Source organism: Streptomyces sp. NPDC039424 (genome assembly GCF_055639495.1).
In genome coordinates, this window is the sequence record NZ_JBVKAI010000002.1 from 113,201 (window position 1) to 126,345 (window position 13,145).

Here is a 13,145-nt window from a genome sequence, read left to right on the forward strand (position 1 = left end):
CCCTGCCTCCCTGCCTCCCTGGACGATCATTGATGCAGGTCAGAGCCAGGGAGGCGGGGCAGGGAGGGGGTCAGGGAGTTCTCCCTGCCTCCCTGCCCCGCGCGGGGGCGCCTCCCTGTCATTCGGAGGCGGAAGCGGAACCGTCCGTGTCGCGGTCGGCGAGGGCTCGGGCGAGGCGGTCGCGGCCGACGACCATGACGCCGTCGGACTTGTATGGCTCGGCCCCGGTGCCGTCCAGTTCGCGCTTGAGGTCGAGGAAGGACCACTTGCCGTAGGCGTCCGCGTCCAGTACCGCGAGCCGCTTGAGGATGTCCTGCGTGCGCACCCGCGTCGCGTCGCCGACCACGGATGCGATGTCCGCGAGGCGGTCGCGCTCCTCGCGGTCCTCGACGACGTGCAGGGTGGTGACGCCGTCGCGCAGGGCCTTGGCCCGGTCGGCGATGGCCTCGGCCTGGTCGTCGTCGATGAAGTGCGTGCGCACGGTGATGGATGCCTGGCCGGCGGGAATGGCGATGCCGTCGGAGGCGACGACCAGGGTGCCCTTGTCCAGACCTTGGCGCAGCAGGTGCGGGGCGGCCCCGCCGTTGACGGCCTTGTCGCCCAGCGCCATCCGCGACTGCTGCTCGGTGCCCAGCGCGAGCGAGGCCCGCGTGTGGGCGCCCTCGCGGACCAGCTTGGGAAGGTTCTGGTCGGTGGGGTCCTGCGTGCCCTGCCACATGAGCACGTCGACCGCACGGCCCTGGTTGTGAATCTTGCGGACGGCCATGAAGTACCGACTGGTGGCCTTGGAGCCGCCGTAGGGGCGGCCCTCCTCGTCCTTGGCCGGGCACATGAACGCCACCTGCGCTTCGTCGACCAGGACGATGAGCGGCGGGAACTTCGCGTGCGGGTCCTTCTGCCGCACCTCCAGACGCCGGTTCATCTCGGTCACCGCGTTCTCGACCATCTCGGTGGCCTGGATGACGTGGTCGTCCGTCGGCCCCTGGATGAGTACAGAGGCGATGCCGACGAAGTAGCGCCAGTCGCCGGCGCCCTTGAGGTCAGCAAGCCAGAACTGCACCGACCGGTCCAGCGCCAGCCACAGGGCGAGGGCGCGCAGCGAGGCAGTCTTGCCCTGGTTCGACAGACCCGTGACCAGCAGATGCCGCTGATACACGCTCAAGGCGGCAGCGTCCCCGCGCAGGTCCTGCCCCCACGGGGCGCGGCCCTTGACGTAGTCGGCGGTCAGACTCTCGTCGGTGACCAGCGGGGACGGGCCGATCGGCTCGTCCAGCGCGCCGGAGTCGGCGACCCACAGCCGGACCGTGCGCGCGGCCTCGGGAAGCGTGATGAACACTTCGTGCTCGTGCCGGGTCAGGTTCTCGGCGAGCTTGCGCCGCCGCTGCTGCACCTCGACCGTCGACACCCCAGACGGCAGGGTCACGTCGACCTCTACCCCGCATCCGGCGATCCGGATCGGCCCGAGCATGGACGCGCCGGCGTCGCCCATCTCCTTAATGGCGTTGCGCAGGGCCGGGACACCGAGGTCGCGCAGGGCCTTGACCACGATCGACGGGGTGATGGGCTCACCCTCCCCGTTCCGGACGTTCGCGGGCAGGGCCCACTGCGGTGCGGCTTGCTGCTTGCTGCCCACGGCCCACAGGGCGAGCAGGGCCAGGAACGGGCCGATCGTGAGGGCGGGGCCCCATACGATCTGCACGATCCGGATGAGCGTGGCGATGAAGTCGATGGTGGCCGTGAGGGGGGTGATCACGTCCCCGACGTGCTTGGAGTTGAGGGCCATCACGATCCCGAGGGCGACCAGCACGCCGATGCTCATGCCGGTGCCGACGGCGACACCCTTGGCCGCGTCGACCGGGGAATGCAGCAGGTCCATCCGGCGGCGGTGCCGGGCCTCGCGGAAGCGCTGCAACCGCTCCTCCCACTCCTCCGCCACCTCGTAGTTCCCGGCAGCCTCCGCGGCGCGGAGCATGCGCTCATAGCGGGCGCCGGTACGGCCGTCCCACGTGCGGCGGGCCACGATCCGGCTCCCGTTGAATGTGTAGAGGCCGTGCCGGGCGACCGCGCGGACCACGGTGCGGGTGTGCTCGTGCGTGACCGTGTGCTTGATAGCGCGTCCGGAGCGCACCCACAGCGGCACGGGCGCGTCCGGCGCCGGGTCGGGCACCACGGTCAGCGTGGTCACAGTGGTCGCATCGGCGGACGGTTCGATGTCCTTTTGCAGGTGAACGACGGTGTCGCTCATGACGGAAACACTCCTGACTGCCCCGGGCAGGGGCGAGGAAGTTGAGAGGGGTCGCCCCGCCCGGCGGCGGGCCGGGCGGGGCGTGTGCGGCTCAGGCGGTGAAAGCGCCTGTCGGCTGCGCGGTCACCACCAGCCGGAGGACTTCTTGGCGGCCTTGGTCTTGGCGGCCTCGCGTACGATCTGCTGCCGCTCGATGTGCAGCGCGGTGATTTCGGCGATGAGCCGCGTCTCGGCCGCGCTCCATGCGGACTCGATACGCTGTTCGGCGCGGTCGGTGCTGCGGCCCTTGACGGTCCGGTAGGAGCCGCCGACGGCGGCGCGCAGGATCGCGCGCCGCTCGGATCCGTCCAGCGGCCACAACTCGCGCTTGCGGACCGCCTCAAGCTTGCGGTTGGTCTCTCGGATCGCTCGGTCCAGCCGGCGCGTGTCGGGCTTGCCCATGGTCAATCTCCTTCAGGGACGTGTGATGGGGCGTGCGCGCGCGAGGGCAGCGGCGGGGCCCGCTAGGTCATGCACCAGCCGGAGTCACAGCCGGAGTCCCACTCGTCGAAGGGCAGGGTGTCGACGCCGTCCGGAATCGCCGCCCGTAGCGGCCGGTTGAAGCGGGTGAGCCAGACGTGGTCTTTGCCGAGCGTGTCGCGGCGGCGGTTGAGGAGTTCTTCGAGCTGGCACGCGCGCTCGAACAGCTCGGGTTCGTTGCGGCGCATGTCGTGCCAGGTCTCGGGCCGGTGGAAGGGGCAGAACCAGCAGGAGGATTTCGGCGGGACGGGCAGGCCAGCACCGCGGATGATGCGGGCGCAGTCGATGCGCCGGATACCGCGCTCCAGCAGGGGGTATTCGATGCGCTCGTGCGGTTCGCAGCGCCGCTTGTTCGCGCGGTCGATCTCGTCCAGGCTGATGCCGATTCCGACCGTGGCCGGCGCGTCTTTCGTGGCGCCGCGGCGTTTGAGTTCGTCCGCGATCACCAGGATTTTGAAGCTGGCCGTGCACGAGCGGGTGCCGGGGGCCCCGTTCGACATCCGTACCGGGATCTTCAGCGACCGGGAGCCCTCCCGGGTGAGGTCCTGATAGAGCGTGCGGACCTCACCCGAGCGCTTCATCACCCGGTCCAACACGACCAGCTCAAGCCCGTGGGCTTGGGCGTAGGGATGGCGTACTGCCGCAGGTAGGCGAGGGTGCCGGGGTGCTCGGAGTCGTCCCCCACGTTCGCCATCAAGAACGTGCGGTAGTCCAGCTCACCCTTGGCCGCGAGGACCAGGGCGGCCGTCGACTGCACCCCACCGCCGAAGCTGAACGCCTTGACCTGTGTGACCGCGAGGCTGCTCACGCGACCACCCGCTTCCACGCGGCCCGAAGACGGACCTCGGAAGCGGAGTGACCAGCCGCCCGGAAGCGGACGGCCATCTCCCGGTAAGACAGGTTCGGTACTTCGCTGTGCCGGATCTCGTCGACCAGTGCATCCAGCGCCGCATCGGTGAGTGCGGGTGCCGACTCCAGCGCGGCAACTGGCTCGCAGGGACCCCATACCGGGAGTTCCCATGAGGGTGTGACGTCGGGTGTGACGCGGCTCGTCACGCTGGTCAGGGCCCGTCCGGTGCTCTCGCCCTTCCGGGCCGTCTCCAGCGTCGACCATGCCCCGGCGAGCGTCTCAGCGGTCTTGGCCTGCACCCGTGCGACGCGTGCCCCGGCTTCCGTCACGGCGGTCAGCCGCGTCTCCTCGGTCGCGGCTTCGGCCCGTAGGCGGGCACGGGCTACGGCCCCGTCGTCGCGGGCTTCCTGCTGAATGCCCCGGATCGTGTCCAGCGCGGCCGGGGTGAGCGCGGTGCGCTCCCACAGCCCGTGGACTAGCCACAGCGCTTTGGCAGCGATCGGCAGCCAGGCCACCGCCAGCCACGCCCCCGTCGACGTCTCGGCGGTCAGGGCGTGCGTGATCAGGACGGCGGAGGCGAGGGCGCCGAAGGACCAGCCGACGGCGGTCACGGCGTTGCTGTGGTCGCCCTGCGCGGCCAACCTGCGCTCATAGGCGAGGGTGGCCAGCCAGCCACCGTCGATGCCCAACCCGACGACCAGGGCGACGTACCAGGGCACGGCCGTGCCCAGCCACATCATGACCACGGCCAGGGTGAGCACCATGGACACGGCCGTCATGGCGACGGCCGGCAGCACGGTCAGCAGCGTCTTGGCGTTGATCCTCATGCCGCACCGCCCAAGGGCTGGACGTCCACCGCCGCCAGCAGCTCCACGCGGTCCATGACACCGCTGGGGATCTCCTGCCACTCCCACGTGGCGTCATCGGCGACGCGGTAGCCGAGCAGGGCCAGCGCATCCGCCCGTTCCTGCAAGGTGGGCACCGGTGCGGTCCGCTCGAAGGGGTGCTCGGGCCATTCCCGGCTCGTGCCGTCGGTGACGACGTACAGCTCCCACTCGCCGACGAAGCTGTTGGTCAGACGCGCGCTGTGCCTCACGCCGCACCCCCGGGCATGCTCACCCCGGAGGTGCGGTTGGCCAGGGTCGCCCGCGCGGCGAGCACCCGGGCCAGCGCGCGGCGCGTGCGGCGGGCGTCCAGCTCGGTCGGCGTGCGGTCGAGGGTGATGATCTGCGCGTCGATGAGGTCGACTTCCGCCAAGATCAGCGGCATCTCTCGCTCGATCGCGTTCAGCTCCGCGTCGGTGGGCTCCAGCCACTCCGCGAACGCGGTAACAGCTTCCTGAACAGTGACGATGTGGTTCATGGGTCGTGTGTCTCCCTAGCAGGTGAAACGGCCCGACAGCGGCGTCCGGGTGGCCTCCCGGGCGCCGCGCGCCGTTGTGGGTGAAGCCGCGTCAGGTACGCGGCGAAGATGGTCTAGCGGTCGTTGACCTCGGTGATCTTCACGTTCCGGCCGTAGCCGTCCCGCAGGCGCACGAGCGTGAAGCAGGACCCGCCGACGTCCGTGATCCGGTGCGGCTCGCCCTCGTACTCGACGTCCGTACCGACCTGGTCGACGTTCGGGTGCTTGGGGTTGGTGATCCGGCGCATTGCTTCCCCTCTCGGGTCGCTGGACTGATGGATGACCGACCCGCCCGCGCGGCGGTGGGCAGATATCCGGCTCCCCTCAGCCCCGCCCGTACGGACTCCGCAGGGTTGCGGGCCCGGACGGGCGAGGGAGGCAACCGGCCGCAGCGCACGTCAGCACGCTGCGGATGGTCTAACGTGCGCGGTTCTTGCTCCGCGCGGGCCGCCTGCTTGAGGCACAGGAGAGGCGGCGATCCTTGGCACGCTGTTGAGTTCTCAACCAACTGACGCTTCCTTCGTACTCACCCCTGCGGGCTTTCCTCCGGGCGGTTGTTGCAGTACCTGTTTTACAGGTACTGCATTGGGGTCCGTCAAGTACAGGCACGGAACTTCTTGCTTCTGCGCCGGGACTTCTTGGCGCACAATCAGAATCGCGCCAGGTCAGGGGAGTTGGTCACCCCGTGCGTGGACAGCTCGCGGAGTTCTGGCTACGGTCGAGAAGTCCCTAGACGTCCCGCCGGGGGTACAGATGTCTAACGAACGTTTGCGGTCCGCCTTGTTGGCGCGGAACATGACTGTTCAGGCACTGGCCGCAGCAATTGAGGTCAACCCGAAGACGGTCGAACGCTGGATCACGCAGGGCAGGGTGCCCTACCGGCGTCACCAGTACGCGACGGCCGCAGTCCTCAAGGTCGACGTCACGGCGTTGTGGGAGGACGCGCGTACGGTCGACACCGCAGCAGACCTTTCCAAGGCCGAGATTGCCACGGTCTACCCGCACCGCCACACGGTGCCGCCCAGCTTCTGGCGTGACCTGTACAGCAGGGCACAGAAGAACCTTGACGTCCTGGTGTACTCCGGCCTCTTCCTGTCGGAAGACCCGCTGTTCCACGACCTACTCAAGGCAAAGGTGGCGGCCGGCGTACAGGTGCGCATCCTGCTCGGCGACCCTGACTGTGGGGCTGTCCGACAGCGCGGCATCGACGAAGGCCACCAGATCATGGACGGCAAGATTCGCAACGCCCTGGTGCTCTACCGACCGCTTATGAAGAGTCACCCGGACATCGGTTTCCGGCTACACGATTCGACTCTCTACAACTCGATCTACCGGTCCGATGACGAGATGCTCGTGAACCCGCACGTCTATGGCATCGGCGCCTACATGGCACCAGCGTTTCATCTGCGCCGCCTGTCGGATGGCGGGCTGTTCGAGACGTACGCGAATAGCATCGAACACACCTGGGAGAACGCACGCCAGATCACAGCCGACGACGTCACGAGCATCACGGGAGCCTGACCATGGGACGCATCGACTACCTGCACGACCCGGACGCCCCGCCGGCCAACTCGGTCGTGCCCTCGGTCGTCGCGTTCGTGCAGAACAATGCTGGCGAGGTGCTGATGATCCAGCGGTCCGACAACGGACGCTGGGCCCTGCCCGGCGGCGGGCACGATGTGGGCGAGTCCATCAGCCACACCGTGGTGCGCGAGGTCTGGGAAGAGACCGGGATCAAGGCCGAAGTCATCGACATGTCCGGGATCTACACAGACCCCGGTCATGTCATGCGATACGACGACGGGGAAGTCCGCCAGCAGTTCAGCATCTGTTTCCGGGCCCGGCCGGTCGGCGGTGAGGTGCGCACGAGCAACGAGACGACACAGGTCCGCTGGGTTGCCCCGGCAGACCTGTCCGAACTCGACATTCACCCCACGATGCGGCTCCGGATCGAGCACGCCATGGACCGGACGCGGGCAACCCCCTACATCGGCTGACGCTTTACGGCCACCACCCGTTCGAGCACGCGCGAGGTGCACGCGAGGATCTCCGGCTCAGCCCGCCGGATGAAGGTGCCAATCAGACTGTCGGGCCCGTACCGTCCGGCGATCTCGTTCACACGGTCAATGGGGTTCGTGGGCGTGCCGTCCGGCGTGGTGTTCATGTCGCAGAAGCAGAGAGCGTCGTTGAGGTGCGCCAGCTCGCGGGGAAACTCGCCCTCCAGCTCCTCGCGCAGACCTCGCGCCTCTGCCTCCATCCACGCGCAGGAGTGGTGCGCCACCAGGTTCACGACCCGTTCGTCAGCGTTGGCCACGTCCCGGAGGTAGCGGGCACCGTCCAGCGGATGAAAGCCAGTCTTGGCGAGGTCGGGCGAGTAACCGATGTCGTGCAGCACGGCCGCGGCTTCCAACAGCTCGGCATCCTCCCCGAGGATGGGCGCGATGATGCGTGCCCGCTCGGCCACGCCCTGACAGTGCCGCCACCGACGCGGCAGCGGCTCGGCAAGCAGCGACTCGGCGAGGGGATAGGCCCACTCCGTCAGCTCCGACAAGCTACGAACGCTCCTCTCGAATCGGCACGGCGCGGACGGTCCGCACCCTGCCCTGTCCTCCCCCCGCCAGCACGCCGGCGGTCTCCAGCTTCTCCAGTGCCTTCGTCACTGTGGGGCGTGAAACCCCGAACCGCTCGGCCAGCGCGGAAGCGCTTGGAAAGGCTTCCCCTACTTCGAGCCCGTCAGCCCTGATGATGTCCGCGATGCGCTGATCGAGCGGGCGCCGGTCCACTTGCGCGCCCGAGCGCACGACGCGCCACCGCTCTCCTGGTGCTGGTTCGGCCATGCCTTGCTTCCGCAGCACACCGAACGCTCGAATTGCAACGCCACGCGAGACCTCGTGGTCGCGTACGACCTCGGCGAGAGACGGAAGCTCCGTCATGCCAGGATCCGCCTCAATCCGCGCCTTCAGCGCGTCAGCGACTCTTAGGAACGTTCCCCGAGGGTTGGCCTGCTGTGACACTCCCTCTCCCTCTCCGCTCGTCCTCACCCCAACTCTCCCACGACTCGCGACCGCTGCCGAGAGACCCCGGACGGGCGACGGCATGACCGCTCGCTCTCATAAGCCGAGACACTTTGGCGGCATCCGTCCGCAGTCATTGAGGTGGAAGGTTCCGCGCAACTCGAATCGCGGGCGACCTTGGAGGCTCAGTCACGTCGGCGTCCGCCATGTCGATCAGCATGCTGAAAAGCCAGACAAGCCTTACAGACCTCAGAACACCAAGCACGAGAAGTGCTTCGATTATCCAGCCGATTACTCCGATCCCCTTGGCGTTGTCTCGCATCAACGCGAACAGAGATCCACCAGAAACAGCAAGCATCGAAATTAGGATACCTGACCAATTCTTGCGCAGACTCACCCCAAAGCGGCGGCGCAGTTCTAGCATTCTGCGCCCATTAGCCGTTGCGTACTGACTAATGGCGGCAGTACCGAATCCACCGATTAGCGCAGAGATTGAAGCCAATGTCATGTAAACATCGCCCCGACGATCGGGGGGGATGCTCTGAAATACGGAAGAATGGATGGAGAAGTGCACCCATGCTAAGTGGACAGTGACAGCGGAAATGGAGAGCCACCAGTCAATCACTGGCCGCTCGCTCCACACGATCCCTAGGCGGTTCTGGATAGTACTTGGTCGCAGCATCGTCTACCCCCACTGTCGATAGGTGCACGATAGCCCTACCCACTGACAGCGGCTGTGAGGTCGCCCCTGTGCTCGTATGCAGCCTCCATGATGGCTTGCACGGCCACCGCGTGGCGCGGCCGCGACTCCTCGTCTCGCACCTCCACACGCTTCTTTGCTGTGACGTGGTGCTTCAGGAAGTCGAGGGCTTCTTCCTTCAAATGACCGTCCTCGGTTGGTGATGTCACCAATGCGCGAGCACGTTCAATGCCACTGGGGCCGACAAGATAACCGAGGCCAGAAACGATGCTCACAGCATCATCTTGCAGCCGCCTATGGCCGCGGGCCCTCGAAGTTGGGCCACTACCGCGTTTCGGCACCTCGACTTTAATGGTGATGCGATGATCTGCATACCGTTCGCCCGCCTCTCTACTAAACCCGAAAAGCGAGACCCCTTCTTGAGGCATGAAGGCAGGATTGGGGCGGAATGTGAACTCTACGTTGTGAACGGCAGATGCGTTTTCTAGCTTTTCCCATACACTCTTGGAGATCACGGGCCATAATGCCACGTCTTCCGTGATCATCCCGCACGCGTTCATCCAACGTTGAATGGCAGACGATCTAGGTGCCGCTTGATTGCCATGCATGATGCCAATGATGTTGGAATAATCGAGAAAGCAAACCGTAGTCGTGTCGATGAAGCCGCGATTTCCTTCAAGTCGAAGCTCTTCGATGTGTCCATGATCGAGGTCTACAGTCTGCATATTCCCCGCCCCGATCCGTCCAACGATCAGGTGCATTTGATTCGAGTAGGCGACGGATTCACCGATATAAGTGTCACCGTCAGGTGAAGTGAATGTTCTAAGGGCCGGAGGTCTATGCATGATTCCGTCCAGGGCGTCCTGCCAGTTCACGGGATCCATGCGTGGGTTGTGATCATCTTTGCCCCGAACTACTTCATAGAACGAGACAGTGCGTAGGCGGCTCTGAGTCACCGTTTCCCCCCGGCTCCAGCGAAGATCCAGCGTTGGCATCGTACGCCGAACTCGGCGCACCTGACGTGGTGTCCGCACAACGCCGCGGATCAATGCTTGCCCATGGCATGGAACCTCTCGCCCCAATCCGGAGATGCTCATCTCTCTTCGTCGGGACCCAGGAGCACCGCTTGTTCGCTCGCGACCATCCGACAATGTGCAAGAGCAGTCGGCTGCGGACTCCAGCGCGAGCGAGGGTGACAGACCCGGCGGGGCAGATCAGCGGCAGCCGAGCTAGTGACCTGAGTCGGAGATTTTCGGGTAGTTCTCGTGATCCGCCCATCGTGTTTGAGACCGGACACGAACAGGTCAGGCAAGACCTGGCGGCCGTACGGCATCGGCTGATGGCAGTCGATCTGACGAAGAACTTCTGACTCAGGTCACTAGCCCGCTCTGAATCTGCGGCACCCTAGCCGGGCCGTCTCCGGGCCGTCCGAGGGTGGCCGTCGACCACCAAGGACGACCAACGCAAATCACGATCGCGCAGGTCTGCGGTGGGGTGCGGAGCAAAGCCGCACCCCACCGGGGGCAGTGTTCACAACCAGCGCTACTGACACCGCCGGACGATCACGCACGCCCTCAACTGGCCGCGCGCGCCCTCTTGTTGACCTCCGCTTTACCTGCCACTCTGAGAGCACCCTCATTTGTGAACTTGTGAATCGGTGAACCATGCCCGTCACGGGTTCGTCGGATTCGTAGGAGGTGGCTCCATCCCATGCTCGTCCGTGACGCCATGAGCACGGTGGTCCTCACCGTCGGCCCCGCCCACACCCTCCGCCAGGCAGCCGCCCTGATGTCCGCCCGCCGGGTGGGCGCCGCCATCGTCCACGACCCGGATGCCGGCGGCATCGGCATCCTCACGGAGCGGGACATCCTGAACTCCGTCGGTCTCGGCCAGAACCCGGACACGGAACACATCCACGCCCACACCACCAACGACGTCGTGTTCGCCGCCCCGACCTGGACTCTGGAGGAGGCCGCCCGCGCCATGGCGCACGGCGGCTTCCGCCATCTCGTCGTCCTCGACCGCGGCGAGCCCGCCGGGATCGTCTCGGTCCGCGACATCATCCGCTGCTGGGTCCCGGCCCGGCAGCACGTCGTACCGGCCTGAACACGGTGACGGGCCGGGCCCGCGAGGGGGCTCGGCCCGTCACCGGCGCACGTCAGCCGCGCAGCGCCCGGACCGCGATCTCCAGCCGCTTGCCGAAGTCGCCGTCGGCCCGGCGGAAGTTGTCGATCGCGCGCTCGGCGATGTCCTCCCGGGAGACCTGGGCGAGAGAGCCCGCCAGGTTCTCGACCAGGCGCTCCCTCTCGTCCTGCGACATCAGCCGGTAGAGGTTGCCCGCCTGGACGAAGTCGTCGTCCTCGGCGTGCACCGGGGCCTCGTGGTCGCTGGTGACGCCGGAGACCGGGAGCGGCTGCCAGAGCGGACGGCCCGTCTGGAAGGGGCCGCCGAAGCTGTTCGGCTCGTAGTTCTTCGCGCCCTTGTGGCGGCCGTCGTACAGGTGACCGTCACGGGAGTTGGTGCGCGCCTCGGTGGCGTGCGGGCGGTTCACCGGCAGGTGGTCGGCGTTGATGCCGACGCGGTAGCGGTGGGCGTCGCCGTAGGCGAAGAGGCGGCCCTGGAGCATCTTGTCCGGGGACGGGCCGATGCCGGGCACGAAGTGGGCCGGGGAGAAGACCGACTGCTCGACCTCGGCGAAGACGTTCTCCGGGTTGCGGTTGAGCTCCAGCTTGCCGATCTCGATGACCGGGTAGTCCGCGTGCGGCCACACCTTGGTCAGGTCGAAGGGGTTGAAGCGGTAGGCCGCGGCCTCGGCGGCGGGCATGATCTGCACACCGACGGTCCAGGTCGGGTACTCGCCGCGCTCGATGGCCTCGCGCAGATCGCGCTGGTGGGAGTCGGGGTCCTTGCCCGCGAGCACCTCGGCCTCCGCGGCGGTGAGATTCCTGATGCCCTGGTCGGTCTTGAAGTGGTACTTGACCCAGAAGACCTCGCCGGCCTCGTTGTTCCACTGGAAGGTGTGCGAGCCGAAGCCGTCCATGTGGCGGTAGGACGCCGGAATGCCGCGGTCGCCGAACAGCCAGGTCACCTGGTGGGTGGACTCGGGCGACAGGCCCCAGAAGTCCCAGACGTTGTCCGCCTCCTGCGAGCCCGTGTACGGGTCGCGCTTCTGGGTGTGGATGAAGTCCGGGAACTTGATGGCGTCCCTGATGAAGAACACCGGGGTGTTGTTGCCGACGAGGTCGTAGTTGCCCTCCTCGGTGTAGAACTTCAGCGCGAAGCCACGCGGGTCGCGCACGGCGTCCGCGGCGCCGAGGTTGCCGGCCACGGTCGAGAACCGCAGGAAGACCTCGGTCCGCTTGCCGACCTCGGAGAGGAACGCGGCGCGCGTGTACGAGGTGACGTCGGCGGTGACCGTGAAGGTGCCGTAGGCGCCCGCGCCCCGGGCGTGCACCACGCGCTCCGGGATGCGCTCACGGTTGAAGTGGGCCAGCTTCTCCAGAAGGAGCTGGTCCTGGACGAGCACGGGGCCGCCGACGCCCGCGGTCTCGCTGTGCTGGTTGTCGGCCACCGGCGCGCCGGCCTCCGTCGTGAGCGGTCCCTGCGTCACGTAAGCCTCCTGCGTCACTTCTGTCATTTGCTGTCACTCGACCAAAGTCAGGTTCGATCCTACATTGGACAAAGTCCAAGTCAAGCTGAGATCCAAAGTCACACCTATTCGGAAACTGGTCACCTTGCTGTTAGGCTGGTGCGCATGAGTGACCTTCTGGAACGGCTGCGCGGACGCGGATGGCGGATGACCGCGCAGCGGCGCGTCGTGGCCGAGGTCCTCGACGGCGAACACGTCCACCTGACGGCCGACGAGGTCCACGCGCGGGCCGTCGCCAAGCTGCCCGAGATCTCCCGGGCGACCGTCTACAACACCCTCGGTGAGCTGGTCTCCCTCGGCGAGGTGCTCGAGGTCTCCACCGACCAGCGGGCCAAGCGGTACGACCCGAACGCCCACCAGCCGCACCACCACCTGGTCTGCGCCCGGTGCGGCGCGATCCGGGACGTGCACCCGACCGGAAACCCGCTGGCCGACCTCCCCGACTCGGAGCGCTTCGGCTTCACGATCTCGGACGTCGAGATGACGTACCGCGGTGTCTGCCCGAACTGCGCGGCGGCCTGAGGAAAGCATTCGAAAGCCCCGGCATCCTGATGGGTGCCGGGGCTTTGCGTTGTCACACACTCCGTAACTACCGCACACGCACCGAGGGCCGGAACCCATTTCTGGATTCCGGCCCTCGGCCTTCAGTAGCGGGGACAGGATTTGAACCTGCGACCTCTGGGTTATGAGCCCAGCGAGCTACCGAGCTGCTCCACCCCGCGTCGGTGAACACGACACTACGTGAAGGATGCGGCGAAGAGCAAATC

17 protein-coding genes and 1 tRNA gene are annotated in these 13,145 nt (G+C 66.8%); 4 read left to right on the plus strand and 14 right to left on the minus strand.

Going from position 1 to position 13,145, the window contains the following annotated elements; all coding sequences use genetic code 11:
- Positions 1–118: 118 nt before the first annotated feature.
- From ACZ7L0_RS05335 to ACZ7L0_RS05370, 8 genes are all read right to left on the minus strand, one after another.
- A complete protein-coding gene (locus tag ACZ7L0_RS05335; protein ID WP_471241079.1) occupies positions 119–2,245 on the minus strand; it encodes an ATP-binding protein in 2,127 nt (708 codons plus the stop codon).
- Between the two features lie 123 nt (positions 2,246–2,368).
- Positions 2,369–2,686 carry a hypothetical protein gene (locus ACZ7L0_RS05340; RefSeq protein WP_471241080.1) on the minus strand — a complete coding sequence of 106 codons (318 nt, stop codon included), beginning with the start codon at positions 2,684–2,686 and terminating at the stop codon, positions 2,369–2,371.
- A 62-nt stretch (positions 2,687–2,748) separates the two neighbouring features.
- Positions 2,749–3,357 carry a phosphoadenosine phosphosulfate reductase gene (locus tag ACZ7L0_RS05345; protein ID WP_471241081.1) on the minus strand — a complete coding sequence of 203 codons (609 nt, stop codon included), beginning with the start codon at positions 3,355–3,357 and terminating at the stop codon, positions 2,749–2,751.
- Positions 3,345–3,572, minus strand: coding sequence for a hypothetical protein (locus tag ACZ7L0_RS05350; protein WP_471241082.1), 228 nt, complete (start codon positions 3,570–3,572; stop codon positions 3,345–3,347). The genes ACZ7L0_RS05345 and ACZ7L0_RS05350 overlap by 13 nt, the downstream gene beginning before the upstream one ends.
- Positions 3,569–4,441: a protein spdB gene (locus ACZ7L0_RS05355; protein ID WP_471241083.1), complete on the minus strand. Its 873-nt coding sequence runs from the start codon at positions 4,439–4,441 to the stop codon at positions 3,569–3,571. The genes ACZ7L0_RS05350 and ACZ7L0_RS05355 overlap by 4 nt, the downstream gene beginning before the upstream one ends.
- Positions 4,438–4,710, minus strand: coding sequence for a DUF6303 family protein (locus tag ACZ7L0_RS05360; protein WP_471241084.1), 273 nt, complete (start codon positions 4,708–4,710; stop codon positions 4,438–4,440). Before ACZ7L0_RS05360 ends, ACZ7L0_RS05355 begins: the two co-directional genes overlap by 4 nt.
- The gene (locus ACZ7L0_RS05365) at positions 4,707–4,976 is read right to left on the minus strand and encodes a DUF6284 family protein (protein ID WP_471241085.1); all 270 of its coding nucleotides are present in this window, start codon (positions 4,974–4,976) and stop codon (positions 4,707–4,709) included. Before ACZ7L0_RS05365 ends, ACZ7L0_RS05360 begins: the two co-directional genes overlap by 4 nt.
- 113 nt (positions 4,977–5,089) lie before the next feature.
- Positions 5,090–5,263, minus strand: a complete 174-nt coding sequence (locus tag ACZ7L0_RS05370; protein WP_471241086.1) for a hypothetical protein — start codon at positions 5,261–5,263, stop codon at positions 5,090–5,092.
- Positions 5,264–5,768: 505 nt separating this feature from the next.
- Between ACZ7L0_RS05370 and ACZ7L0_RS05375 the strand changes: the two genes are divergently transcribed.
- Together ACZ7L0_RS05375 and ACZ7L0_RS05380 are read left to right on the plus strand one after the other, a co-directional pair.
- Positions 5,769–6,536: a helix-turn-helix domain-containing protein gene (locus ACZ7L0_RS05375; protein WP_471241087.1), complete on the plus strand. Its 768-nt coding sequence runs from the start codon at positions 5,769–5,771 to the stop codon at positions 6,534–6,536.
- A gap of 2 nt (positions 6,537–6,538) precedes the next feature.
- Positions 6,539–7,012: an NUDIX domain-containing protein gene (locus tag ACZ7L0_RS05380; RefSeq protein ID WP_471241088.1), complete on the plus strand. Its 474-nt coding sequence runs from the start codon at positions 6,539–6,541 to the stop codon at positions 7,010–7,012.
- Here ACZ7L0_RS05380 and ACZ7L0_RS05385 read toward each other — a convergent pair.
- The 4 genes from ACZ7L0_RS05385 to ACZ7L0_RS05400 all read right to left on the minus strand — a co-directional run bounded on the left by ACZ7L0_RS05385 (position 7,000) and on the right by ACZ7L0_RS05400 (position 9,613).
- Positions 7,000–7,566, minus strand: coding sequence for an HD domain-containing protein (locus tag ACZ7L0_RS05385; RefSeq protein WP_471241089.1), 567 nt, complete (start codon positions 7,564–7,566; stop codon positions 7,000–7,002). The two genes, ACZ7L0_RS05380 and ACZ7L0_RS05385, sit on opposite strands and share 13 nt — an antisense overlap.
- Position 7,567: 1 nt before the next feature.
- Complete coding sequence (locus ACZ7L0_RS05390) at positions 7,568–8,029, minus strand: GntR family transcriptional regulator (protein ID WP_471241090.1); 462 nt, start codon at positions 8,027–8,029, stop codon at positions 7,568–7,570.
- A 133-nt stretch (positions 8,030–8,162) separates the two neighbouring features.
- Positions 8,163–8,603, minus strand: a complete 441-nt coding sequence (locus ACZ7L0_RS05395) for a hypothetical protein (RefSeq protein ID WP_471241091.1) — start codon at positions 8,601–8,603, stop codon at positions 8,163–8,165.
- Positions 8,604–8,746: 143 nt separating this feature from the next.
- Positions 8,747–9,613, minus strand: a complete 867-nt coding sequence (locus tag ACZ7L0_RS05400) for a hypothetical protein (RefSeq protein WP_471241092.1) — start codon at positions 9,611–9,613, stop codon at positions 8,747–8,749.
- Between the two features lie 826 nt (positions 9,614–10,439).
- Between ACZ7L0_RS05400 and ACZ7L0_RS05405 the strand changes: the two genes are divergently transcribed.
- Positions 10,440–10,835, plus strand: a complete 396-nt coding sequence (locus tag ACZ7L0_RS05405) for a CBS domain-containing protein (protein ID WP_471241093.1) — start codon at positions 10,440–10,442, stop codon at positions 10,833–10,835.
- A gap of 52 nt (positions 10,836–10,887) precedes the next feature.
- Here ACZ7L0_RS05405 and ACZ7L0_RS05410 read toward each other — a convergent pair whose 3' ends face one another.
- Complete coding sequence (locus tag ACZ7L0_RS05410) at positions 10,888–12,339, minus strand: catalase (protein WP_471241094.1); 1,452 nt, start codon at positions 12,337–12,339, stop codon at positions 10,888–10,890.
- Positions 12,340–12,483: 144 nt separating this feature from the next.
- Here ACZ7L0_RS05410 and ACZ7L0_RS05415 point away from each other — a divergent pair, with 144 nt between their 5' ends.
- Complete coding sequence (locus ACZ7L0_RS05415) at positions 12,484–12,900, plus strand: Fur family transcriptional regulator (protein ID WP_471241095.1); 417 nt, start codon at positions 12,484–12,486, stop codon at positions 12,898–12,900.
- 126 nt (positions 12,901–13,026) lie between these two features.
- Here ACZ7L0_RS05415 and ACZ7L0_RS05420 read toward each other — a convergent pair.
- Positions 13,027–13,100, minus strand: a tRNA-Met gene (locus tag ACZ7L0_RS05420).
- Positions 13,101–13,145 lie beyond the last annotated feature (45 nt).

Coding starts and splice junctions, on each gene's coding strand:
- ACZ7L0_RS05335 (WP_471241079.1), bottom strand. CDS start 2,245: ATGAGCGACACCGTCGTTCACCTGCAAAAGGACATCGAACCGTCCGCC.
- ACZ7L0_RS05340 (WP_471241080.1), bottom strand. CDS start 2,686: ATGGGCAAGCCCGACACGCGCCGGCTGGACCGAGCGATCCGAGAGACC.
- ACZ7L0_RS05355 (WP_471241083.1), bottom strand. CDS start 4,441: ATGAGGATCAACGCCAAGACGCTGCTGACCGTGCTGCCGGCCGTCGCC.
- ACZ7L0_RS05365 (WP_471241085.1), bottom strand. CDS start 4,976: ATGAACCACATCGTCACTGTTCAGGAAGCTGTTACCGCGTTCGCGGAG.
- ACZ7L0_RS05370 (WP_471241086.1), bottom strand. CDS start 5,263: ATGCGCCGGATCACCAACCCCAAGCACCCGAACGTCGACCAGGTCGGT.
- ACZ7L0_RS05375 (WP_471241087.1), top strand. CDS start 5,769: ATGTCTAACGAACGTTTGCGGTCCGCCTTGTTGGCGCGGAACATGACT.
- ACZ7L0_RS05380 (WP_471241088.1), top strand. CDS start 6,539: ATGGGACGCATCGACTACCTGCACGACCCGGACGCCCCGCCGGCCAAC.
- ACZ7L0_RS05400 (WP_471241092.1), bottom strand. CDS start 9,613: ATGGATCCCGTGAACTGGCAGGACGCCCTGGACGGAATCATGCATAGA.
- ACZ7L0_RS05405 (WP_471241093.1), top strand. CDS start 10,440: ATGCTCGTCCGTGACGCCATGAGCACGGTGGTCCTCACCGTCGGCCCC.
- ACZ7L0_RS05415 (WP_471241095.1), top strand. CDS start 12,484: ATGAGTGACCTTCTGGAACGGCTGCGCGGACGCGGATGGCGGATGACC.